Annotated in this window: 18 protein-coding genes and 1 pseudogene; 6 read left to right on the forward strand and 13 right to left on the reverse strand. The window is 64.4% G+C overall.

Annotated features, from left to right (window positions below; genetic code table 11):
* Nucleotides 1-13: 13 nt before the first annotated feature.
* The 7 genes from F3H26_RS06865 to F3H26_RS06895 form a co-directional block, all read right to left on the reverse strand.
* Nucleotides 14-1126: an ABC transporter ATP-binding protein gene (locus F3H26_RS06865; protein ID WP_149775314.1), complete on the reverse strand. Its 1113-nt coding sequence runs from the start codon at nt 1124-1126 to the stop codon at nt 14-16.
* 120 nt (nt 1127-1246) lie between these two features.
* A complete protein-coding gene (locus F3H26_RS06870; protein WP_149775315.1) occupies nt 1247-2371 on the reverse strand; it encodes an extracellular solute-binding protein in 1125 nt (374 codons plus the stop codon).
* 316 nt (nt 2372-2687) lie between these two features.
* Nucleotides 2688-3776 (reverse strand): ABC transporter ATP-binding protein, encoded by a 1089-nt coding sequence (locus F3H26_RS06875; protein WP_149775316.1) that lies wholly within the window; start codon nt 3774-3776, stop codon nt 2688-2690.
* Between the two features lie 3 nt (nt 3777-3779).
* Nucleotides 3780-5435, reverse strand: coding sequence for an alpha-glucosidase (locus F3H26_RS06880; RefSeq protein ID WP_149775317.1), 1656 nt, complete (start codon nt 5433-5435; stop codon nt 3780-3782).
* 9 nt (nt 5436-5444) lie between these two features.
* On the reverse strand, nt 5445-6593 hold the full coding sequence (locus tag F3H26_RS06885) for a carbohydrate ABC transporter permease (protein ID WP_149775318.1): 1149 nt from the start codon (nt 6591-6593) through the stop codon (nt 5445-5447).
* 11 nt (nt 6594-6604) lie between these two features.
* Nucleotides 6605-7612: a carbohydrate ABC transporter permease gene (locus F3H26_RS06890; protein ID WP_149775319.1), complete on the reverse strand. Its 1008-nt coding sequence runs from the start codon at nt 7610-7612 to the stop codon at nt 6605-6607.
* 65 nt (nt 7613-7677) lie between these two features.
* On the reverse strand, nt 7678-8946 hold the full coding sequence (locus F3H26_RS06895; RefSeq protein WP_005977152.1) for an ABC transporter substrate-binding protein: 1269 nt from the start codon (nt 8944-8946) through the stop codon (nt 7678-7680).
* 223 nt (nt 8947-9169) lie between these two features.
* On the opposite strand from F3H26_RS06895, the gene F3H26_RS06900 reads away from it, so the two are divergent.
* From F3H26_RS06900 to F3H26_RS06915, 5 genes and pseudogenes are all read left to right on the forward strand, one after another.
* The gene (locus F3H26_RS06900) at nt 9170-10201 is read left to right on the forward strand and encodes a LacI family DNA-binding transcriptional regulator (RefSeq protein WP_149775320.1); all 1032 of its coding nucleotides are present in this window, start codon (nt 9170-9172) and stop codon (nt 10199-10201) included.
* A 2-nt stretch (nt 10202-10203) separates the two neighbouring features.
* Nucleotides 10204-11502 (forward strand): annotated as a pseudogene (locus tag F3H26_RS19600) (GH1 family beta-glucosidase); the annotation flags it as partial.
* 48 nt (nt 11503-11550) lie between these two features.
* The gene (locus F3H26_RS19605) at nt 11551-12531 is read left to right on the forward strand and encodes a glucokinase (protein WP_223162459.1); all 981 of its coding nucleotides are present in this window, start codon (nt 11551-11553) and stop codon (nt 12529-12531) included.
* A gap of 39 nt (nt 12532-12570) precedes the next feature.
* Complete coding sequence (locus tag F3H26_RS06910) at nt 12571-13497, forward strand: carbohydrate kinase family protein (RefSeq protein WP_149775322.1); 927 nt, start codon at nt 12571-12573, stop codon at nt 13495-13497.
* 18 nt (nt 13498-13515) lie between these two features.
* Nucleotides 13516-14181 carry a D-lyxose/D-mannose family sugar isomerase gene (locus F3H26_RS06915; protein WP_149775323.1) on the forward strand — a complete coding sequence of 222 codons (666 nt, stop codon included), beginning with the start codon at nt 13516-13518 and terminating at the stop codon, nt 14179-14181.
* On the opposite strand, the gene F3H26_RS06920 is transcribed toward F3H26_RS06915, so the two are convergent.
* Nucleotides 14175-15104: a cation transporter gene (locus F3H26_RS06920; protein WP_149775324.1), complete on the reverse strand. Its 930-nt coding sequence runs from the start codon at nt 15102-15104 to the stop codon at nt 14175-14177. The two genes, F3H26_RS06915 and F3H26_RS06920, sit on opposite strands and share 7 nt — an antisense overlap.
* A gap of 77 nt (nt 15105-15181) precedes the next feature.
* Nucleotides 15182-16807 carry a GMC family oxidoreductase gene (locus tag F3H26_RS06925; RefSeq protein WP_149775325.1) on the reverse strand — a complete coding sequence of 542 codons (1626 nt, stop codon included), beginning with the start codon at nt 16805-16807 and terminating at the stop codon, nt 15182-15184.
* Between the two features lie 161 nt (nt 16808-16968).
* Between F3H26_RS06925 and F3H26_RS06930 the strand changes: the two genes are divergently transcribed.
* On the forward strand, nt 16969-18519 hold the full coding sequence (locus tag F3H26_RS06930) for a trimethylamine methyltransferase family protein (RefSeq protein ID WP_149775326.1): 1551 nt from the start codon (nt 16969-16971) through the stop codon (nt 18517-18519).
* Between the two features lie 42 nt (nt 18520-18561).
* On the opposite strand, the gene F3H26_RS06935 is transcribed toward F3H26_RS06930, so the two are convergent.
* The 4 genes from F3H26_RS06935 to F3H26_RS06950 form a co-directional block, all read right to left on the reverse strand.
* Nucleotides 18562-19902 carry an NAD(P)/FAD-dependent oxidoreductase gene (locus F3H26_RS06935; protein ID WP_149775327.1) on the reverse strand — a complete coding sequence of 447 codons (1341 nt, stop codon included), beginning with the start codon at nt 19900-19902 and terminating at the stop codon, nt 18562-18564.
* Complete coding sequence (locus F3H26_RS06940; RefSeq protein ID WP_149775328.1) at nt 19899-21395, reverse strand: aldehyde dehydrogenase; 1497 nt, start codon at nt 21393-21395, stop codon at nt 19899-19901. The genes F3H26_RS06935 and F3H26_RS06940 overlap by 4 nt, the downstream gene beginning before the upstream one ends.
* A 3-nt stretch (nt 21396-21398) precedes the next feature.
* Nucleotides 21399-22316 (reverse strand): dihydrodipicolinate synthase family protein, encoded by a 918-nt coding sequence (locus tag F3H26_RS06945; protein ID WP_149775329.1) that lies wholly within the window; start codon nt 22314-22316, stop codon nt 21399-21401.
* A 128-nt stretch (nt 22317-22444) separates the two neighbouring features.
* Nucleotides 22445-23146, reverse strand: coding sequence for a Crp/Fnr family transcriptional regulator (locus F3H26_RS06950; protein WP_149775330.1), 702 nt, complete (start codon nt 23144-23146; stop codon nt 22445-22447).
* Between the last annotated feature and the right edge of the window lie 17 nt (nt 23147-23163).

The raw sequence follows: 23163 nt of genomic DNA on the forward strand, positions 1-23163 counted from the left end.
GTCGCGGGCCTCCCTATTCCGCGGCCAGTTCACCCGCCGGAACCACCACCGCGTTGCGGGTGTCGTATTCCAGCGTGATGTTCTGTCCGGTGTGGTCCTTGAACGACTGGCCGTGGTTCGGGATCGAGACCTTGATCTCTTTCCCGCCATCGCCTTCGGTGAAGATGTTGAAGACGTTGCCCTCGAATTCCTCGTGCGTCACGCGCGCGGTCACGAAGTGATCGCCGCTGGCGCCCTCGGGCGCGACCGAGAAGGCCTCGGGCCGGATGAACATCATGGCGTCGTCGCCCTCGGCCAGCTTGCCCCGGTTGGCGGTGGAAATCCGCGCCACCAGTTCCCCCGAGCGGTTGGTCGCGATCAGCGCCTCATCCCCCATCACCCGCTTGGCCTTGCCGCGGAACACGTTGTTTTCGCCCACGAACGAGGCGGCAAAGGCCGTGGCCGGATCGTTGTAGATGGTCTTGCCGTCGGCGATCTGGTCGATCACCCCGGCGCGCATCACGGCGATGTTGTCCGACATGGTCAGGGCCTCGCCCTGGTCATGGGTGATGTAGATGAAGGTGATGCCCACCCGCTGCTGAATTTCGCGCAGCTCGGTGCGCATGTGCTGGCGCAGCTTGAGGTCCAGCGCCGACAGCGGTTCGTCCAGCAGCAGCACGTCCGGCTTGGCGCACAAGGCGCGCGCGATGGCCACCCGCTGGCGCTGGCCGCCCGACAATTCACTGGGCAGCTTGTCGCCCTGGCCCGGCAGCGCGATCATGTCCAGCAGCTCATCCGCGCGTTTGCGGCGCTCGGCGGCGCTGGCGCCCTTGATCTCCATCGAAAAGGTGATGTTTTCCCAGACCTTCATCAGCGGAAACAGCGCAAGGTTCTGAAAGATCAGGGCGGTCGGGCGCTTGTTGGGACCGATGCCCTTCATGTTCTTGCCGCCGATCAGGACATTGCCTTCGCTCGGCTCGAGGAACCCCGAGACCGCCCGCAGGATCGTGGTCTTGCCGCAGCCCGAAGGCCCGAGGAACGAAAAGAAATCGCCCCCGTTTATGTGAACGTTCGCATCGCGTACGGCGACGAAGTCGCCGAAGCGAATCCACAGGTTTTCCAGATCAACTCCGATTCCTGCACTCATTTTTGGTATCTCCCTGTGACACAGCCTTGGGCCGCACCGCATCGTTGCCCGTCACGCGGCGCACGCGTGCGGGGTCCTGTGGCCCCCCGCGACGGTGCGGGGGGCGTGATCGAGACGCGATCAGGCGCTCTTGAACTTGTTGACGAACTCGGTCCGGGTCTCGGCGTACCACGGCGCCTCGGCCGGCCAGGGGTTCAGGTTGGCCAGCGAGTCGCCCGGATAGGCCTCGGCAAAATTCTTCTTGTAGGTGTCGCCGGCATATTTGTCGGCGCCCAGTACCGGCGAGTTGTAGCCGTGGCTGTCGATCGCAACGCCTGCGGGCTCGGGCTGATAGGCGAATTCGATGAACGCATAGATCTGGTCGATGTTCTGCGCGCCAACGGGCATCGACATGCCATCGACCCAGGCCATCGCGCCTTCGACCGGGGCCTGGTAGTGCACCGGCTCGCCCGCCGATTTCAGCGCCAGCGGCGGGCCGTCCCAGGTCTGGCCGACGACCACGCCTTCGTTCAGCAGGCCGTTCTTCTGGGTGTCGGCATCGTTCCACAGCAGCTTGATGCGGTCCTTGCGGGCGATGCACCAATCGGTGATCTGGCCCCAGACCTTGCGCATGGTGTCCTCGTCATTGTAGGCCGCCCAGACCGAACCGGGCTCCATCTCGCCCGCACGCTCCATGTACAGGCCCGCGCCCAGCATCATCGAATGCGCCCGGCCCATGGTCTTGCCGGCGTTTTCCTCGGACCAGACATCGCCATAGGACGGCGCGTCGCCATCCGGCAGCCACAGGTCGGTGCGATAGGCGATGCCCTCGGTGCCCCAGATATGCGGCAGCCAGTGGGCGCCCTTGCCGCCGAAGTTCCAAGCATCCGTGCCGATCTTGGCCATGGCCGGGTTCACCTTGTCGATGGGCACGCGGCTCATGTCGAAGGGCTGCAGCAGTTCCAGCGGCTCCCACTGAAGCGAGCGGTTGTTGGTGGGCGACACGATGTCGAAACCCTGGCCCTTGGTGGCCTTCATCTTGTTGATGATTTCCTCGTTCGAGCCGATGCCGGTATAGTTCACCTTGATGCCGGTCTTGGCCTCGAAAGCCTCAAGAAAGCTGGGCGGCAGGTAATCCGACCACATCAGGATGTTGACCTCGCCCGAGGATGCCAGCGCGCTTTTGCTGTAGAGTGGCGCGGCAAGAGCGGCCGCACCGGCCCCCTTCAACACCGTGCGACGGTTCACATTCGACGATTTCGCCATTGGTTTTCTCCCGTGTTTGGACTGAGTTTTCTTGTTGTATGTACGTCACGTTAGAGTTTTGCGACCGCTGCGTCAGTCCAAAAAGTGACAGTTTGCGAAATTCGTAGGTCCAGATTGGCAGCCACACCGGGCAATTCCTGCGAACTCGCCCCCAAATCATACGTCAGAATGCGTCGAGTTGGAAACGGCGGCGGGGCGCGTTGCGTTCGGATCAGGGGCATCCGACGGTCCAACCCACGCGCCTGGGTGACAAAAAAAGGCCGCGCCCCGGCCCACTCGGGGCGAGATGCGGCCTTTTTCGGCAGAATCAGAAGTGTCAGGCGCGCGGGCGCATCGACAGCCCGTCATGGAACAGGTGCACTTTTTCCGGCGCCGCCGAGACCGAGACCGTCTGCCCACGCAAACCGCGATGGATGCCCGGCAATTTGCCTATCACCGACTCGGCCCCCGGCGCCTTGGCGAAATAGAGCAGCGTCACCTCGCCCAAGGCTTCGGTGAAATCCACGACACCGGTCAGCAGGGGCGCGCCATCGGCCACCACCAGGTCCTCGGGCCGGACGCCCACATTGACCTTCTTGCCGGCATCCGTTTCCCGGGTCGGGATGGCCGACACCGCCGTGCCGCCGGAATCCAGCGCGACGGTCGTGGTGGCGCCGGCGCCGGTGATCGTGCCCGGCAGCAGGTTCATGGCGGGCGAGCCGATGAACTGGGCCACAAATTCATTGTCAGGCGTCTCGTACAGCTCCAGCGGCGTGCCGACCTGCGCGATACCCTTGTTGGCCAGAACCACGATCCGGCTGGCCAGGGTCATTGCCTCGACCTGGTCGTGGGTGACATAGATCATCGTGCTGTCGGGCATCGCCTCTTTCAGGCGCGCGATCTCGATCCGCGTGGCCACCCGCAGCGCGGCATCGAGGTTCGACAGCGGCTCGTCGAACAGATAGACCTTGGGGTCGCGCACGATGGCCCGGCCGATGGCGACCCGCTGACGCTGACCGCCCGACAGAGCCTTGGGCAACCGGTCCAGAAACGGTTCCAGCTGCAGGATCTGCGCCGCGCGGTTCACCGCCGCGTCGATCTGATCGGCGGGCATCTTGGCGATCTTCAGGGCAAAGGCCATGTTCTCGCGCACGGTCATGTGCGGATACAGCGCGTAGCTTTGGAACACCATGGCGATGCCGCGCTGTGCCGGGGGCACGTCATTCATCACCTGCCCCTCGATCTCCAGCGTCCCGCCCGAAATGCGTTCCAGCCCCGCGATCATCCGCAGCAGGGTGGACTTGCCGCAGCCCGAAGGGCCGACGAACACGATCAACTCGCCGCGCTCGATCTCGAGGTTGATGTCCTTGAGGACATCGACATTGCCATAGGTCTTGGCGACATCGGTCAGCTTGAGCTCGGACATGGGTTACCCTTTCTCTCGGACCATCAGGCAGAATTGCGACGGCGCCAGCGTGGCGCGGCCCTGCACCTCGACTGCGCCCAGATCCTGACCGATGCAGCGCCAGTTGCCTTCGGGCAGGTCGATTTCGGCGGCGCCATCGCCCAGGTTGAAGGCACAGAACACCTGCTGGGTGCCATCCTCGCGCAGGAAGCTGAGGATCGGGCCGGTTTCGCGCATGTCGGACTGGGTGCCCGACATCAGCGCCGGATATTCATGGCGCAAAGCGATGGCGCGGCGATAGTGGTTCAGCACCGACTGCGGATCGGCCTCCATCCGGTCAACGGCGCGCTCGGCCTGCGTGGTGCTGACGGGCAGCCAGGGCGCACCGGTGGTAAAGCCCGACTGTTCGTCCTGCGCGGCCCAGACCATGGGCGTGCGGCAGCCGTCGCGGCCCTTGTATTCGGGCCAGAACTCGATGCCATAGGGGTCCTGCAGGTGTTCAAAGGGCACGTCGGCCTCGGGCAGGCCCAGCTCTTCGCCCTGATACAGGCAGGCCGAGCCGCGCAGGCACATCATCAGAACCGCATGCTGGCGGATGCCGGCCTCGTCCAGATCCCAGCGCGAGGCGTGGCGCTGCACGTCGTGGTTGGAGAACGCCCAGCACGGCCAGGCGTCGCCAGCCTTGGACAGAAGCTGGTCGAACACATGCTTGGTGTATTCTGCCGTCAGGCGGCGTTTTTCCAGAAATTCAAACGCATAGCACATGTGCATGCGCGTGTCGCCACGGGTGTATTCGCCCATGATCTCAAGCCCGCGCTGTGCGTCGCCCACCTCGCCCAGACAAGCGCGACCGTCATATTGGTCGGTCAGGGCGCGCAGCCGTTCCAGGAAGGCGATGTTTTCCGGCTGGCTCTTGGAATACAGGTGATCCTGATGGTTGTAGGGGTTGACCATCGGCGCGATGGTGGCGTTGCGCTGATCCAGCGGCAGCGCCGGGTTGTCGCGCAGTTGCGCGTCGTGGAAGTAGAAGTTGATCGTGTCCAGCCGGAACCCGTCAACGCCCATGTCCAGCCAGAACCGCGCCACGTCCAGCAGCGCGTCCTGCACGTCGGGGTTGTGGAAATTCAGGTCCGGTTGCGAGGTCAGGAAGTTGTGCAGGTAATACTGCTGCCGGCGCGTATCCCACTGCCAGGCCGAGCCGCCGAAGATCGACAGCCAGTTGTTGGGCGGGGTCCCGTCCGGCTTGGGGTCGGCCCAGACATACCAGTCGGCCTTGGGGTTTTCGCGGTTGCTGCGGCTTTCGACGAACCACGGGTGCTGGTCCGAGGTATGCGACAGAACCAGGTCGATCATCACCCGCAGACCCAGACCATGGGCGCGGTCCAGCAACGTCTGGAAATCCTCCATCGTGCCGAACATCGGATCGATGGCGCGATAGTCGCTGACATCGTACCCGAAATCCTTCATCGGCGACTTGAAGAAGGGCGAGATCCAGATCGCATCAACCCCCAGACCGGCGATGTAGTCCAGCCGCTGGGTGATGCCCCGCAGGTCTCCGATGCCGTCGCCGTTGCTGTCCTGAAAGCTGCGCGGGTAGATCTGATAGATCACCCCGCCGCGCCACCAGTCGGACGCCGTCTTGGTTGAGTGCTTGAGGTCCACGTTGTTCTGCACGTTCATCACACGCCCTTATTTGACTGAACCGGCCAGCAATCCGCGGACCAGGTATTTCTGCATTGCAAAGAAGACGACCAGCGGCACCGCGATCGACACGAATGCGGCCGTGGCCAGGATTTCCCAATTGCCGCCACGGGTGCCCAGAAGCTCGACGATACTGTTGGTCATCACGGTGGTTTCCCCGGATGCGTCGATCAGGAACACCTTGGCCACCAGCAGGTCGTTCCATGTCCACAGGAACTGGAAGATGGCGAACGAGGCCAGCGCCGGAAAGCTCAGCGGCAGGATCAGCTTGGTGAAGATTTGAAACTCGGTGGCGCCGTCGACCCGCGCATTCTCGATCAGGTCGCGGGGCAGCCCGGCCATGTAGTTGCGCAGAAGATAGATCGCCAGCGGCATGCCAAAGCCGGTATGGGCCAGCCAGACGCCCAGATACCCTTTGCCGATGCCGATGTTCAGGTGGAATTTCAGCAGCGGGATCAGCGCCAGTTGCAAAGGTACCACCAGCAGACCGACCACCGCGGCGATCAACAGCGCACGGCCCGGGAAATCCATCCAGGCCAGCGCATAGGCCGCAAAAGCCGCCACCAGGATCGGAATGATCGTGGCTGGAATCGTGACCGTCAGCGTGTTAAAGAACGCCTTGGCCATGCTGTCGGTGCTGTCCTCGGCCAGCAGGACCTTGTGGTAATTGTCCAGCGTGAATTCGGGCGGCAGTTCGGCGGTCACGAAGACGCGCGACCCACGGCTGCCGGTGAATGCTTGGGTGTTCTCCATCCGGTAGTCGCCATTGGCCTGAACGGTGATCGTACCGCCCTTGCGCAGCTCGGCCGTCTGGCCCGGCTCAAACGCATCGATCTCGCGCGAGCTGATGCCCCATTTCGAGATGCGCGCCTTGGTTCCGGCGTCGAACAGGTTGCCTTCGATCACATACAGGCCGTTTTCCTGCACCTGGGTGTCGGGCGCGGCGCTGCGCAGCGTCAGGTTCTGCTCGGACGGGAAAATCGCCCGCCACCAGCCGCTGGTCGCGATCTGGTCCGCCGTGCGAAACGACGAGATGAACAGGCCCAGCGTGGGCACCACCCACAGCACCACCAGAAACAGAACCGAGGCATGTACGGCCCATCTGAGCGCCGGGCGGGTTCCTGCGATCTCACTCATGACGCGCCCTCCTATTCCATTTCCTTGCGCGCGTTGCGCACGTTCCAGACAAGGATCGGCGTCACCAGCAGCATGATGACCATGGCCGCAGCCGAGCCCACGCCCCAGTCATTGGCGCGGAACAGCTTGTCGAACATGTAGTTGGCCAAGACCTGTGTCTCCCACTGGCCGTTGGTCATGGCGAACACGATGTCGAAAACCTTCAGCACGACGATGGTGATCGTTGTCCACACCACCAGAATCGTGGTCTTGATCTGCGGCACCTTGATCTTGAAGAAGATCTGAAACGGGCTCGCGCCATCCAGAATGGCGGCCTCGACCGTTTCTTCGGGAATGCCGCGCAGGGCCGCCGACAGGATCACCATGGCAAAACCCGTCTGAATCCAGATCAGCACGATCATCAGGAAGAAATTGTTCCACAGCGGAATGGTCAGCCAGGTTTGCGGCTCGGTTCCGCCAAAGAAGATGTACAGGGCGTTCAGCATGCCGATCTGGTCCTGCTCGACCGGGCGGGTGTCATAGACCAGCTTCCAGATCACCGAGGCGCCCACGAACGAGATCGCCATCGGCATGAAGATCAACGACTTGGCGATGCTGCCCCAGCGGATGCGGTCGGTCAGCTGGGCCACCAAAAGGCCGAATGCCGTCGACAGCGCCGGGACCACGATCAGCCACAGCATGTTGTTGCGCATCGCTTCCCAGAATTTCGGCTCGGCGACCATCTGGGCATAGTTGTCGAGGCCGACCCATTCGTACCCGCCACCGGGCACGCGCTCGGTCAGCGACAGGCGCAGCGTTTCCACCACCGGGTAAGCCAGATACAGCCCCAGCGCCGCCAGGGCGGGAAACAGGAACAGCCATGGCCGGATCATGTTCGCGCGATTGATGTTGCGCCCGGCATTCGGGCCGCGGGCCGGGAACAGGATTTTGTCCAGAACTTGGTTGGACAGGTAGAAATAGCCGATGCAGCCGGATACGCCGATGGCGATCGTCAGCAGACCTTGGATTGCGGGATGCATGTCACCCTCCGTGGCGACGATGGGTCGGGCAACCCGTTCTTTCGGGTTGCCCGGGGTTCAAGAAGTTACTTGATCGCGTCCCAGGACGCCTGGATCTCGTCCGCGACCTCTTGTGCGGATTTGCCGCCGACATAGTCGACCATGCCGGTCCAGAAGCTGCCCGCACCAACCGCGCCCGGCATCAGGTCGGACCCATCGAACCGGAAGGTGGTCGCGCCCAGCAGGATGTCGTTCATCTTCTTCAGCGTCGGATCGGCAAAGACCGACGTATCCACGCCCTTGTGCGGGGTCAAAAAGCCGCTGAGCGCCATCCAGGTCTCATGCGCCTCGGGGGTCTGCAGGAAGGCGATCAGATCATGCGCCGCGGGGCTGTCATTGGTGATCGCCCACAAGGTGCCCGCGCCCAGCACGGGGCTGCCCAGATCCTTGCTTTCATAGGCGGGGAAATAGAAGAAATCCGCGTCCTCACCCACGACCGTGCCTTCGGGGAAGAAGGCCGGGATGAACGAGGCCTGCCGGTGCATGTAGCATTGCGGCGGCGAGCTGAACAGACCCTTGGGGCTGTCGCGGAAATCGGTGGTTGCAACCGCGCCCGCGCCGCCGGCGACATAGTCGTCATTGCGGGCGAATGCGCCGAATTCTTCGATCGCAGCCACGACCTTGGGGTCGTTGAACTTCAGCTCGTTGGTAACCCACGCGTCGTAGTCCTCGGGAGACTGGGTCCGCAGCATCATGTCCTCGACCCAGTCGGTCGCAGGCCAGCCTGTCGCCCCGCCCGAACCCAGGCCGATGCACCAGGGCGTGCCGCCATCGGCGACGATCTGGTCGGTCAGCGCCTTCAGCTCTTCCATCGTGGTGGGAATCTCATATCCCGCGTCCTCGAAATTTTCGGGCACATACCAGACCAGCGACTTCACATCGACCTTGTAGAAGAAGCCATACAGGTGGTCCTGACCGTCCGGCCCGGCATAGGTGCCCAGATCGACCCAGGACTGGCCCGCGGCATAGTTGTCGCGCACCCAGTCCGCCGTTCCATCGGCCAGCGGCGTCAGAAATCCGCTCTTGGCCATGTCGGCCGCAAGGCCCGGCTGCGGGAACACGGCGATGTTCGGCGCCGACCCGGCCTCGGCGTCGATGCGGATCTGCTGCTCGAAGCTGTCCGACCCGACATAAGAATATTCATGGCCAGTCGCCGCCGCAAAGGCATCAAGCACCTTTTCGACATTCTCTTGGTCCGGGCCAAGCCACGGCCCGAACACGGTGACCTTGTCGGCCTGTGCCGCACCCGCCATCAGAGCGAACGTGGCCGCACCTGCATACAGCTTGAATTTCATGGATCATCCTCCCAAAGGTATCTGGCGCATGTGAGACTCGGTTTTCAAAGCGCTTTGGATGCCGGCTGTTATCCGCCAACGGACCGCATCTGTCAATCGTCAGTTTTCCCGATCAGCTTGATTTAATACCCTAAGCTTTGAAATGGCGAAACGACTTGACGCAGAAAGACATTGCCCGCAAAACAGGAAACGAACCGCATTTTGAAGGCGCTTTGAAAGCCGAATGAACCTGAAGCAGCTCTCTCAGATCCTGGACCTGTCACCTACGACGGTCAGCCGCGCGCTGAACGGATACCCCGAGGTGAGCGAAGAAACCCGCCTGCGGGTTCAGGCGGCGGCGGCCAAACATGGCTATCGGCCGAATGCGCGCGCCAAGGGGCTGGCGACGGGCCGGTCGATGGTGATCGGCCATGTTATCCCCAGCTCGTCGCGGCACGAGATGGTGAACCCGATCTTCGGTGATTTCGTCGCCGGCGCGGTCAAGAAATATGCCGAGCACGGCTATGACATGATGTTCACCAATGCCGACGACACCTCGATCGAAGACGCCTATCGCAGCCTGTTCCAGCGCGGCGCGGTTGATGGCGTGGTGCTTCAGGGCCCGAAGGTGAACGAGCCGCGGATCGAGGTTCTGACCCGGATGCAGGTGCCGTTCATCGTGCATGGCCGGTCGACCGGCGTCAGCCTGCCCTATGACTGGATCGACGTGAACAACAAAAGCTCGTTCCTGCGCGCCACCCGATTCCTGATCGACCTGGGCCACCGGCGGATTGCGCTGATCAACGGTCTGGAAGACATGGACTTTGCCCAAAGGCGCCGCGACGGGTATCTCGAGGCGCTGAAACAGGCCGGCCTGTCGCCCGACCCGGCCCTGATGCGCAGCGCCGAGATGACCGAGGTCTATGGCCACCACGAAACCCGAGACATGCTGCGGCTGGACGATCCGCCGACCGCAATCCTGACTTCCTCGATGATCTCGGCGATCGGGGTGCGGCGCGCGCTGGACGAGGCCGGGCTGAAGATGGGACGCGACGTATCGGTGATCGCCCATGACGATGACCTGTCCTATCTGAAGAACGGACAGGACGTTCCGATCTTTACTGCCACCCGGTCTTCGGTGCGCCACGCCGGCGAACTGGCCGCCGAGATGCTGATCGAGCGCATCCGCGCGCCACACGACCCGGTCAAGACTAGATTGCTCGAGGCCGAACTGGTAGTCGGCGGCTCGACCGGTCCCGCCCCCAACAGGTTCTGAACATGAAATACACCCGCGCTGATTTCCCCAAAGACTTCCTCTTTGGTGTCGCAACCTCGGCCTATCAGATCGAAGGCCACGCACAGGGCGGCGCCGGCCCGACCCATTGGGACAGTTTCGCGGCCACGCCCGGCAACGTTGTGCGCGCCGAAAGCGGCGATCTGGCCTGCGACCACCTGCACCGGTTCGAACAGGATTTCGACCTGATCCGCGAGGCCGGTTTCGATTGCTATCGCTTTTCCACCAGCTGGGCGCGCGTGCTGCCCGAAGGGCGCGGGCCGGTGAACCAGGCCGGGCTGGACTATTACGACCGGCTGGCCGACGCTCTGCTGGAACGCGGCATCCGCCCCTGCGCCACCCTGTATCATTGGGAGCTGCCCTCGGCGCTGGCCGACCTGGGCGGCTGGCGCAACCGCGACATCGCCAACTGGTTCGCCGATTTCACCGAGATCATCATGCGCCGCATCGGCGACCGCATGTACAGCGTCGCCCCGATCAACGAGCCCTGGTGCGTCAGCTGGCTGAGCCATTTCGAAGGCCACCACGCCCCCGGCCTGCGCGACATCCGCGCCACGGCCCGCGCCATGCATCACGTCCTTCTGGCCCATGGCCGCGCGATTCAGGCGATGCGGGGCCTTGGCATGTCGAACCTGGGCGCGGTGTTCAACCTGGAATGGGCCGAACCTGCCGATGACACCCTCGAGGCCCGCGCGGCCGCCGATCTGTACGACGGCATCTACAACCGGTTCTTCCTGGGCGGCGTGTTCAACAAGGCCTATCCCGAGAATGTGCTGCACGGGCTGCAGGCCCACCTGCCCGACGGGTGGCAGGACGATTTCGACACGATCGGCACGCCGGTCGACTGGTGCGGGCTGAACTACTATACCCGCAAACTGATCGCGCCCGCCGACACGCCCTGGCCCAGCCTGCAAGAGGTCCCCGGCCCCCTGCCCAAGACGCAGATGGGGTGGGAGATCGAGCCAGGCGCGCTGACCCGGTTCCTGACCCGTACGGCGCGGGACTACACCGGCGATCTGCCGATCTATGTCACCGAAAACGGCATGGCCAGCCCCGAGCGGCAGCAGGATGACGACCGCATCGACTATCTGAATCAGCATCTGGCGGCGGTGCAGGACGCGCTGGATCAGGGCGTTCCGGTCAAGGGCTATTTCATCTGGTCGCTGCTGGACAATTACGAATGGGCACTGGGATACGAAAAGCGGTTCGGCCTGGTCGATGTCGATTTCGACACGCTGGAACGCCGCCCCAAGGCCTCGTTCCGAGCGATGCAAACCGCTTTGGCCCAGGGCGATCCCGTCTCGGTTCCGATGGCGCAGCCCAGGGGCGCGATGCACGACCACTGGAACCTGGTGGCCGATATCGGCGGCACCAACACGCGGCTGGGGGTTGTCACCAATGGCACGCTCACCGATCTGCGCAAATCGCCCACCGGCACCCTGCCCGAGTTTCTGGCCGCCCTGCACGACCTGTGCGCCGAGATCGGAACGCCGCCGCGCGCCGTGGTCGCCGCGGGCGCAGGCCCGGTGCGCAATGGCACGATCCGCCTGACCAATGCCAATCTGGATCTGTCCGAGGCTGACATCGCCACGGCCACCGGCGCGGACCACACCTTTGTCATCAACGACTTCACCGCCGCCGCGTGGTCGGTGGCCGAAATCACCGGCGATGACGTGCAAGCCCTGCAAGGCGACCCGACCCCGCCCAAGGGCACCCGACTGGTGGTCGGCCCCGGCACCGGGCTGGGCGTCGGCGCGCTTTTGTATTCCGAAGGCCACTATCACACCGTCTCGGGCGAGGGCGGCCATGTCGGCCTGTCACCCCGCACCCGCGACGAGGTGAACGTGTTCGAAGCCGCCCGCCGGATCGCGCCCGAGTGTTTCTTTGGCAACAGCCTGACGCTTGAGGCCGAGATGTTCCTCAGCGGAACGGGCCTGCCGATCCTGTATCGCGCCTTAGGCATGACCGCTGGCCAGCCCGACACGCCCGCCCTGCCCGCCAAGGACATCCTGCAGGCCGCGCGCGACGGGTCCGATCCGGTCGCCATGCGCGCCGCGCAGATCTTCACCACCCATCTGGGCGCCGTGATGGGCGACATGGCCGTGACCGTGATGCCCACCGGCGGCGTCTTCCTTGTGGGCGGCGTGGCCGAGAAGAACCGCTGGCTGTTCGGCGACGACTTTCTGGCGGCCTTCAACGCCGGCGGCCGGTTCGACGCGCTGCGGCAGGCCTTTGGCGTTTATGTGTCGGAACAGGCCGAATTTGGCATTGTTGGCGCTAACAACTTCTGCAAAAATGCGCTCGCGCGGTAAACTCACCGCCTGATCTTTGCAGAAGGAAGGAGCCGGGACATGATCCTGTGCTGTGGCGAGGCCCTGATCGACATGATCGCAGAGCCGACGGTTTCGGGCGCGCAAGGTTTCGTGCCGCATTCGGGCGGCGCGGTGTTCAACACCGCCATCGCCCTGGGCCGGCTGGGTGCGCCTGCCGGAATGCTGACCGGGCTGTCGCGCGACATGTTCGGCCAGCAATTGGCGCAGGCCCTGAAAGACAGTCATGTGGATGGCTCGCAGGTTGTTCTATCGGACCGTCCGACCACGCTGGCCTTCGTACAACTGCAGGACGGGCACGCAACCTACTCCTTCGTCGATGAAAACTCGGCCGGGCGGATGCTGCGCCCCGAGGACATGCCGGACCAGTTGAGCACGACCTCGGCGCTGTATTTCGGCGGCATCAGCCTGGCCTGCGAGCCCTGCGCCGATGCCTATGCCGCCCTGCTGGACCGCCACGGGGCCGAGCGCGCAGTGATGATCGACCCCAACATCCGCCCCGGTTTCATCCAGGACCAGACCCGCTATCGCACCCGGCTGAACCGGATGATCGCGCAGGCCGACATCGTCAAGGTCTCAGACGAAGATCTGGACTGGATCGTCCCCGGCCCCGAAACGCTGGAAGAAAAGGTGCCGCTGCTGCTGCAGGCCGGCCCCGCAGTGGTGATCGTCACGCGCGGCAGCCAAGGCGCGACCGGGTATCTGGCCGATGGCCGCACGGTTTCGGTGCCGGTCACGCCGGTTCAGGTGGTCGATACGGTGGGCGCGGGCGACACGTTCAACGCCGGGGTGTTGGCGCAACTGCACCGCGCCGGGCTGCTGAGCAAAAAGGCGCTCCGCGCGATCTTGCCCGACGACCTGCGCGCCGCGCTGGAACTGGGCGGCAAGATCGCCGCCGTCACCGTATCCCGCGCTGGGGCCAACCCGCCCTGGGCGCACGAGCTGTAAGTCATCGAAAGCACCGATATGAAACGATCCGAGATCAACCGCATCAAGGCCGAGGCGCAGGCCTTCATCAATTCGTTCGGCTTTGCCCTGCCGCCCTTTGCCGACTGGACACCCGAGCAGATGCGCAGCCCGCAGGCCGCCGGCATCCGCGCCCGCAGCCTTGGCTGGGACATCACCGATTACGGCCAGGGCAAGTTCGACGAGCTGGGCCTGTTCCTGTTCACCCTGCGCAATGGCGACGAAAAGGACCTGAGCGCGGGCCGGGGCATGCTCTATGCCGAGAAGTTGTTGATTTCGCGTGACAAACAGCTCTCACCGATGCATCGCCACATCGTCAAGGCCGAGGACATCATCAACCGCGGCGGCGGCGATCTGGTGATGGAGATCTACGCCTCGGCCCCCGATGGCAGCATCGACCGCGACACCCCCGTCACCGTGCCCAGCGACGCCTGCCCGGTGACCATCCGGCCGGGCGAGCATCTGCGCCTGAAACCGGGCGAAAGCGTCACGCTGATGCCCGGCATCTGGCACGCCTTCTGGGCGGAAAAGGGCGATTGTCTGATCGGCGAGGTCTCGACCGTCAATGACGACCGCACCGACAACGTGTTCGAACAGCCGATCCCGCGCTTTGCCACGATCGAGGAAGACACCGCGCCCGAATTCCTGCTGGTCGCCGATTACTGAGCGCGCGGGGCCGGGCCAAAGGGCGGGTCCGAGGCCAGTGTCAACGCGACCCGGCCCGGGCTTGCGGCCTGGGCCAGCCGGTCGCGGACGGCCTCGAAGGCTTCGATCGTAACGGGTTCGGCGGGTTTCAGATAGACAAGGTGGAACAGCGCCCGCCCGCTGCGCACCGTCGCCACGTCCAGCACCTGAAACGGGCTGTCTGCACAGATCCGGCGGGCCTGCCCAATGATCTCGGCCCGGGCATCTGCCGGCAGCGCCACACCCACGATATCGCGCAGCGCGCCCAGAAACACCTTGATCGGCTGCGGCAGCAGCGCCAGGCACAGCAGCAACACCACGAGCGCATCCGACACCGGAACCAGACCGGCAAGCGGCCCGCCCTCAAGCAGGTTGATCGCGAAAAACGCCGCCCCGGCCCCAAGGCTCAGCACCCCGTCGACCATCGCGGCCCGGGCCTCGACCCGCAGCAGATCGCTGGTCTTGCCGGTGCGGCGCCAGTTCCAGCGGTGATAGGCGAACAGCGCCAGGCAGGTCGCCGCCATCGACCCGGCATAGATCAGGATCCATTCCAGAACCACCGGCGCGGCTTCGCCCGTCTTGGCATAGGCCAGCAGACGATTCACTGCCGAACCTGCTGCCATCACGATGATCCCGAACAGCAGCAGGCTGCGGAACATCACGAAGACGGATTCGTCGATCTCGTATCCGAAGGGGCGGTTCTGGTCCGGGGCCCGTCGGATCGAGGCGGCGACCCATCCCGCCACCACAGCCGTTGCGAAATTGAGCCCCGAGAACAACCCGTCCAGCAACAGCGCATCGGAGTTTGCCAGCAACCCGGCCACAACCCCGGCACCTGCCATGAACAGGCTGGCCCATTTTGCCGCGTTCAGCGACCGGCGTTCAAAGATCAATGTGTCCTGCATCGGTTCAGCTTTTCCGGTTGATGAGGCTGGCGGTCATTTATGTCCGACGGGCCAAGGCGCAAGCCCCTGTGCCGTGCTCATGCCCGTCCACGTATCATGTCGGCGGCCTTTTCCGCGATCATGATCACCGGCGAGGCGGTATTGCCCGAGACGATCTTCGGCATGACCGAGGCATCGACCACCCGCAGCCCCTCCAGCCCCCGAACGCGTAACCGTGGATCGACCACCGCGGCGGCATCATTGCCCATGCGGCAGGTGCCGACCGGGTGAAAGATCGTGGTGGCGATGTCGCCCACCGCATCCAGAAGGCCCTGCTGGTCGTTGATCTCGGGGCCGGGCAGAACCTCTTGCGGGTGATAGGGCGCCAGCGCCCGCGCGGCCATCACCTGCCGGGCCTGCTGTACGGATTTGACCGCCACCTGCCGGTCACGCTCGGCCGAGAGGTAGTTCAACCTGATCTCGGGCTGGGCCGTCGGATCGGGCGTGGTGATGTGGCAGTGCCCCCGGCTTTCGGGCCGCAGATTGCAGACCGAGACGGTGATGGCCGGGAACGGATGCAGCGGATCGCCCAGCCGGTCGGTCGACAGCGGCTGTACGTGATATTCCAGATCCGGCGTGGCCAACATCGGGTCGGACTTGGTGAACATGCCGAACTGGCTGGGCGCCATCGCCATCGGACCCGACCGAGTCAGGGCGTATTGCGCCACGATGCGCGCCTTGCCCCACAGGCTGTTGGCCATGGTGTTCAGGGTTTTGGCGTTCTGCACCTTGAACACGGTTCGGATCTGCAGGTGGTCCTGCAGGTTCGCCCCCACGCCCGCGCTTTCATGCTGAACCGCGATTCCATGCGCCGCCAGCACCTGAGGGTCGCCGATCCCCGACAGTTCCAGCAGCTTGGGCGAGTTGATCGCCCCCGCTGCCAGCAGAACCTCGGCCCCGGCCAGGGCCCGGTATTCGGTGCCGCCACGGGCAAAGCGCACGCCGCGCACGGCCTTGCCTTCGAGGATCAGACCCAGCGTCTCGGCCTCGGTCAGGACCCGCAGGTTGGGCCGTTTCATCGCCGGGCGCAGAAATCCCTTGGCCGTGTTCCAACGCACGCCGTTCTTCTGGTTGACCTCGAAAAACCCCGAGCCTTCGTTGTTGCCGTCATTGAAATCGGCGCGGGGCTGTATGCCGATCTCGCGCGCGCCGTCCTGCACGGCCTTCAGGATCTCCCAGCTCAGCCGCTGTTTCTGAACCTTCCATTCGCTGCCGGTCCGGTGCATTTCGCTGTCGCCGGCGTGATGATCTTCGGATTTCAGGAAATAGGGCAGCACGTCGTCCCAGCCCCAGCCCGCATTGCCCAGTTGCCGCCAATGGTCATAGTCGGCCGCCTGCCCGCGCATGTAGATCATCCCGTTGACCGAGCTGCACCCGCCCAGCACCTTGCCCCGCGGATAGGCCAGCGACCGCCCGTTCAGCCCCGGCTCGGGCGCGGTTTTCATCATCCAGTCGGTGCGCGGATTGCCGATGCAGTACAGATACCCCACCGGGATGTGGACCCAGTGGTAGTTGTCCGACTTGCCCGCCTCGAGCAGCAGAACCCGTGTCTTGGGGTCTTCGGTCAACCGGTTGGCCAGCACGCAGCCCGCCGTACCCGCGCCTATGATGATATAGTCATATTCACCCTCAAGCCGGGCGGTTTCAGATGTGGCGGAATTCATTCTCGGTCTGCTCTGTGCATTGTTCCTGATCCTGCGAAGCGCAGCTTAGCAGCTGTTGCGGGCAATTCACGGGCTCGATGTCGCATTCCGCAACAGTATTTCGCAATCCTGCAGGTCGCGCCCCCGGTCGGCGGTCAGACTGGTGTCAAAGGAGGCCCAGAATGACCCAGACCGCCACACGCACTCGGACCGGAGGCCGCGCCGCCCGCCGCGCCCTGCGCACCGCACCCAGCTTTGACATGTTGCCGGGCCTGACCCGCACCATCCCGCTGTGCGAAGTGATGGACGGGTCGCAGGTCGCGCGGATCGACGCGGCCTCGATGGATATCCTCGAAAACGTGGGCGTGCAGTTCCGCGACCCGATCGCGCTGGCCGACTGGAAGGCGGCTGGAGCCAAGGTTGACGGCGAGCGGGTGTATCTTGATCGCGGGCTGGTCCGCGACTTGATCGCGACGATCCCCTCGGATTTCACCTATCATGCCCGTGACCCGCGCAAGAATGTGCGCCTGGGCGGGCCGCATGCGATTTTCGTGCCGATGACCGGCGCGCCGTTTCTACGCGATCTGGATGACGTGCGCCGCAACCCGACGCTGGACGATCTGGCAATGTTCCACAAGCTCAGCCACATGCTGCCCGCACTGCATTCCAGCGCCCACCACATCGTGGAACCCTATGATCACCCGATCAGCCAGCGCCACCTGCGCATCACCTATTCGTCGATGAAATATTCCGACAAGACCTTCATGGGCATGACCACCTCGCCCAAAAACGCCGAAGACGTGATGGAGATGTGCGCGATCCTGTTCGGCGAGAAGTTCATGGAGGATCACCCGGTCACCACCGGCAACTGCAACGGCAACTCGCCGCTGGTCTGGGACGAGACCATGCTGGGGGCGATGCGCGCCTTCTGCCGCCGCAACCAGCCGGTGCTGTGCTCGCCCTTCGTGCTGGGCGGGGCCAACACGCCGGCCAGCGTGCCTGCGACGGTCGCGCAGCTGAACGCCGAGGCGCTGAGCGCGCTGGCCTATACGCAGGTGATCCGGCGCGGCTGTCCGGCGATCTACGGGCACTACCTGTCGACCGTCAGCATGAAGTCCGGCGCGCCGATGGCCGGCACGCCCGAGATCAGCCTGATGAACTTCATGATCGGCCAGATGGCGCGGCATTACGGCGTGCCGTGGCGCAGCTCGAACACGCTGGGCGGGGCCAAGACATTCGATGCGCAGGCGGGATATGAATCGGCGACGACGCTGTCGGCGGTGATCCATGCGGGGGCAAATTATATCTGGCATTCGGCGGGCTGGAACGAGGCGGGGATGCATTGCTCGACCGCCAAATTCGTGGTCGATGCCGAGCAATGCGCCATGGCCTACCGCATGGCCGAGGGGCCGAAATGGCACGACTTCGACGAGGCCGTTGCCGCCGTATCCGATATCGGCCCCGGCGGCCACTATCTGGGCCATCCGCACACGCAGGAGAACTTTCAGGAGGCGTTCTTCATGCCCGAACTGTTCGACAACAACTCGATCGAACAATGGGTGGCCGAGGGCGAGGTCGAAATCACCGAGCGCGCGCTGAACAACGCCCGCAAGCTGCTGGCCGAGTATCAAGAGCCCCGCCTGGACCCGGCCACCGACGAGGCGCTGCGCGACTATATCGCCCGGCGCGAGCGGGAAATTCCCGCCGCCGACGAATTGAACCAGCACTATTAGGAAACACTCCACTTGCCCGCCTGCCTGTCAGGCGGGCCTTTTTCATTCGTCGCGCGCGCGCCATTCCTTCCAGCGCAGCACCATGTTGGCACCGATCTCAGACAACGGCCGGGGCGGCAGGCGTTTGGGACGGTCCTCGGCGCCGAAATGCTCGCTGATCCCGGACCGCACGCCACAGGCCATTTCGGCCGCGGCGATCCCGGTCAGGGTGCCGCGCGCGGTGCCCAACCCGTTCTGGACGCAGGCGGAATAAACGCCGGTCTCGATCTCGCGGGTGACCGAGACGCCGTTCAGGCTCAGGCATAGATGGCCGGCCCATTCGTACTCCATCGCGATGCCGCGCAACTGCGGAAAGCGCCGGTCGAACTTGCGCCGCATCACCGCAGACGCGCGCCGCAGGTCCGATGCCCGCGCCTCCATGCCCGGGCGCAGCACGGCGCAGGTGCGGGTGATGATCCGGTTGCCGCCCTGCCCGGTGTCGATTCGGCGCACGGTGGTGCCCATCGGATCGGACGGGGTCACGCCCCAGCGCGATTGACCACCCAGCCTGGCCAGCGCATCAGCGTCCAGTTCCTGCGTTATCGCGGCGAACAGAAACAGCTGCATCAGCCGGCCACGTTCCACCCCAAAACTCTCCAGATGACCGTTCACCGACAGGATCAGCCGGCCGGTCGAGACCTGCCCGAGCGCCGTCTGCACGCGCCAGCCCGCCCCGTCGCGCTGGAACCCAGTGACCGCGCCGTGCTCAAAAATCTGCACCCCATCGGCCGCCAACCCCGCCGCCAAACCGCGCACATAGCCCGCCGGCTGCAGCATGACCGTGCCCGGCGTAAACAGCCCCGAGACATAGTGCCGGGACCCGGTAAGTTCATGCATCTGCTGCCGGTCCAGCATCTCGGACCGCTCGCCGAGGCTGTCCAGATGGCGGGAATAGCTTTGGTTGTGCGCGTGTCCCGCCGGGCTGGCCGCGCCGTTCACCTTGCCCGCCGGATCGAAATAGTTGGGGTCGATGCCGTATTCCTCGACCGCCGCGCGGGCAAAAGCAATGGCCTGCCGGTTCAGCCCGATCATCGCCCGGTCATCGCCCGCCCCAGAATAGTCGTCCGAGGCCAGATCATGCGGCAGATCGATCATGAAGCCCGAGTTGCGCCCCGCCGCGCCTTCCGCCACGCGCCCGGCTTCAAGCACCACGATCCGCGCATCGGGCACCAGCTGCCGCAGACGCCGCGCCGCAGACAGCCCGGCAAAACCGGCGCCCACGATGGTGAAATCGGCGGTGACATTGCCTGAAAGCTGCCGCGCGGGAGGTTGCGGGCCCAGCAGGGCATTCCACGCCGCCTGGCCGCGCTGAACCGGCAGGCGGCACGCGGTGAACCGCGTCAATCCACCGCCTCGTCGGCATCATCCGACAGGTCGATCCACAGCGTCTTCAGCTGCGTGTACTGGTCATGCGCATGCAGCCCGTTGTCCCGCCCGCCAAAGCCCGACTGCTTGTAGCCGCCGAACGGGGTCGAGATGTCGCCCTCGCCAAAGCCGTTCACCGTCACGGTTCCGGCCCGGATCGCGCGGGCACCGCGCAGGGCGCGCTTGGCATTGGCGGTGAACAGCGACGCACACAGCCCATATGGCGTGTCGTTGGCCATCGCGATGGCCTCGTCGAACCCCGCAACCTCGATCACCGACAGAACGGGCCCAAAGATTTCCTCGCGCGCCAGCGGCGCGTCGTTGTCCGGTAGCTCGACCACGGTTGCCTCGACGAACCCGTTTTCGGCCTTGCCGCCCAGAAGGACTGTCGGCGCCTTGTCGAGATAGCCGCAGACCTTGTTGAAATGGTCTTTGCTGATCAGCGCGCCCAGACGGGTTGCAGGGTCCAGCGGATCGCCCACAGTCCACTGGCGGGCGTGATGGGCGATGCGCTCCAGCAACTCGGGTTTGACCGCGCGGTGCACGATCAGGCGCGACGTGGCCGAGCAATTCTCGCCCATGTTCCAGAACGCCCCGTTCACCACATGGGCGGCAACCCGGTCGAGGTTCTCGGCATCCTCCAGCACAATGGCCGGGTTCTTGCCGCCCATCTCCAGCACCACCTCCTTGGCGTTGCTTTCGGCCGCATAGGTCAGGAATTTCTTGCCCGTCACGGTCGAACCGGTGAAGGACACCATGTCGATGTCCATGTGCCGCCCGATGGGTTCGCCCACCTCGGCGCCGCCACCCGGAACCACATTCAGAACACCGCGCGGCAGCCCTGCCTCGGCCGCCAGTTCGGCCAGACGCAGGGCGGTCAGTGGGGTTTCCATCGCCGGCTTCACCACCACCGAGCACCCGGCCGCCAGCGCCGGGCCGATCTTCCAGGCCAGCATCAGCAGGGGGAAGTTCCACGGCAGCACCAGCCCCACCACCCCGATCGGTTCGCGCAGGATCATCGCGATGTGGTCGTCGCTTGCAGGCGCGACTTGATCGTAAATCTTGTCGATCGCCTCGGCGTGCCATTTCAAGCAGTGGATCGCCTCGGGCACGTCCACGGTTTCGCAATCAAAGATGGTCTTGCCGCTGTCGATGCTCTCCATCACCGCCAGTTCGCGGGCATTGCGGGTCATCAGCTTGGCCAGGCGGATCAACACATCCTTGCGCGCCGACGGGTGCAGGCGCGACCAGCGGCCGTCGTCGAAGGACTCGCGCGCCTTTTCCACGGCCAGGTCCACATCGGCGGCGGCGCAGGCCGCGACCTCGGTCAGCACCGCGCCGGTGGCCGGGTTCACCGTGGGAAACACCGCGCCCGAGATCGCCGGGCGATAGCCGCCATCGATGAAGGCGCCGGTGGGCAGGTCCAGCCCGGCGGCGATGGATGCGTATTCATCCCGTGTCAGCAAGCCCATGCCTCAGCCCTCCGCCATGATATCTGCGATCTTGCGCTTCAACACGCGGGTCACTTGTTCCAGCGCGCGCTTGTCATCCTTGTTCAGCCCCTTCAGAGGCGGCCGAACCGCGCCTGCAGGGATGCCGTTCATCGAGACCCCATGCTTGATGGTCTGGATGAACTTGCCGCCCTGTTCGAGCACCCGCATCAACGGCATCAGCGCCGACATGATACGGCGGCCTTTGGCGAAGTCGCCCTTCAGCACGCAGGCCTCGTACAGCGCCACATGCTCACGCGGCAGAAAATTCGACCCGCCACAGACCCAGAACGGCGCGCCCCAGGCGAAGAATTCCAGCGCCTGATCGTCCATGCCGCAGCCCAGCTTAATATGCGGATAGTCCCGCGCCAGCATGTGTACGCGGTTGATGTCGCCCGAGCTTTCCTTGATGCCGCAGAAATTGCGGCTGCGCCCCACACGGTCGAGGAACTCCGCCCCCATCATCGTGCCGGTGCGGTGCGGATAGTTGTACAGCATCACCGGCAAATCCGCCGCCTTGTCGATGGCCAGCGCATTAAGGGCGTTTTCCCGGTCGGTCGGCACCGAATAGGGCGGGCTGGCCAGCAGGATGGCATCGGCCCCGATCTGGCGCGCGCCATGGGCCAACGCGATCGAATCCGGCGTCAACATCGCGCCGGTCCCGACCACCAAAGGCAGCCGACCCTTCAATCGGTGGTGGGTAAAACGCGCCAGTTCCAGCCTTTCATCGACCGTCTGGGCATAGTTTTCGCCCGTGGACCCACCCGAGATCAGACCGTGCACGCCATTTTCGACCAGGTATTCGATCACCTCGGCCAGCGCATCCCAATCGACGCTGAAATCATCGGCATAGGGCGTCACCACCGGGGTATAGATCCCCTGGAATCTGAACACGGGTGTCATCGTCGTCCCTTGTGCATGGCGTTTTTCCGGGACGCTACACTAGAATACTATTTGTGTACAATAGATTCCTGCGGAAAAAAAGACGCGCCGAACCGGCGCGCCTTCGGGTCGGTCCGCGACGCAGTGAGCTAGCGCGCCCAATTGTCGGCCGGATCGCTGTCGGCATAGTCGCGCAGCAGCGGTATGTCCGAGATTTCCGCGTGGTTGCGGTTGATCTTCACCCCCACCGCCTTGAGCCGTGAAAACGCCCGGCTCAGGCTTTCCGGCTTCATGCCCAGACGCCCGGCGATCAGCATCTTGTCATAGGGCAGTTCGACTTCGCAGGCGCCTTCGTCGCAGTCACACAGGTTCAGCAGGAACTCGGCCACCCGCTGCGCCCCGGTCTGGGCCTTGAGCTGTTCCAGCTGGGACACCAGCGCATGCAGATGGGTGAAGGTCGAAGCCAGGATCGAGATCCCGATCTCGGGGTCGGTCTTCATCAAGGAAATCAGCACCGGGCTGGGAATGTGCATGATCTCGCAGGCCGAGACAGCCTCGGCCGAAACCGGATAGGGCACGTTGCGCAGCGCCACCGCCTCACCAAAGCTTTCGCCGCGGGTGAAAACGCTGACCACGGCCTCGGCCCCGGTGGGCGACATGCGGAACAGCTTGACCCATCCGGCCAGCACCACATGCACGGCCTGGGCGCTTTCTTCCTGCACAAAGATCGTCTCGCCACGGTCATACTGGCGCCAGATCGCGTGGCTCAGCAGGGTTTCGACATGCTGATCCGGCAGGCTTTTGAGCAGCAGCGACTGCCGCGCAATGGCTTTTTGTGCTTCATGCGCCACGAAGGCATCCCCTTTTG

The sequence above is a fragment of the Ruegeria intermedia genome (assembly GCF_900129345.1).
Lineage (GTDB): Bacteria > Pseudomonadota > Alphaproteobacteria > Rhodobacterales > Rhodobacteraceae > Ruegeria > Ruegeria intermedia.

Coding starts and splice junctions, on each gene's coding strand:
- F3H26_RS06865 (WP_149775314.1), bottom strand. CDS start 1,126: ATGAGTGCAGGAATCGGAGTTGATCTGGAAAACCTGTGGATTCGCTTC.
- F3H26_RS06870 (WP_149775315.1), bottom strand. CDS start 2,371: ATGGCGAAATCGTCGAATGTGAACCGTCGCACGGTGTTGAAGGGGGCC.
- F3H26_RS06875 (WP_149775316.1), bottom strand. CDS start 3,776: ATGTCCGAGCTCAAGCTGACCGATGTCGCCAAGACCTATGGCAATGTC.
- F3H26_RS06880 (WP_149775317.1), bottom strand. CDS start 5,435: ATGAACGTGCAGAACAACGTGGACCTCAAGCACTCAACCAAGACGGCG.
- F3H26_RS06885 (WP_149775318.1), bottom strand. CDS start 6,593: ATGAGTGAGATCGCAGGAACCCGCCCGGCGCTCAGATGGGCCGTACAT.
- F3H26_RS06890 (WP_149775319.1), bottom strand. CDS start 7,612: ATGCATCCCGCAATCCAAGGTCTGCTGACGATCGCCATCGGCGTATCC.
- F3H26_RS06895 (WP_005977152.1), bottom strand. CDS start 8,946: ATGAAATTCAAGCTGTATGCAGGTGCGGCCACGTTCGCTCTGATGGCG.
- F3H26_RS06900 (WP_149775320.1), top strand. CDS start 9,170: ATGAACCTGAAGCAGCTCTCTCAGATCCTGGACCTGTCACCTACGACG.
- F3H26_RS19605 (WP_223162459.1), top strand. CDS start 11,551: ATGCACGACCACTGGAACCTGGTGGCCGATATCGGCGGCACCAACACG.
- F3H26_RS06910 (WP_149775322.1), top strand. CDS start 12,571: ATGATCCTGTGCTGTGGCGAGGCCCTGATCGACATGATCGCAGAGCCG.
- F3H26_RS06915 (WP_149775323.1), top strand. CDS start 13,516: ATGAAACGATCCGAGATCAACCGCATCAAGGCCGAGGCGCAGGCCTTC.
- F3H26_RS06920 (WP_149775324.1), bottom strand. CDS start 15,104: ATGCAGGACACATTGATCTTTGAACGCCGGTCGCTGAACGCGGCAAAA.
- F3H26_RS06925 (WP_149775325.1), bottom strand. CDS start 16,807: ATGAATTCCGCCACATCTGAAACCGCCCGGCTTGAGGGTGAATATGAC.
- F3H26_RS06930 (WP_149775326.1), top strand. CDS start 16,969: ATGACCCAGACCGCCACACGCACTCGGACCGGAGGCCGCGCCGCCCGC.
- F3H26_RS06940 (WP_149775328.1), bottom strand. CDS start 21,395: ATGGGCTTGCTGACACGGGATGAATACGCATCCATCGCCGCCGGGCTG.
- F3H26_RS06945 (WP_149775329.1), bottom strand. CDS start 22,316: ATGACACCCGTGTTCAGATTCCAGGGGATCTATACCCCGGTGGTGACG.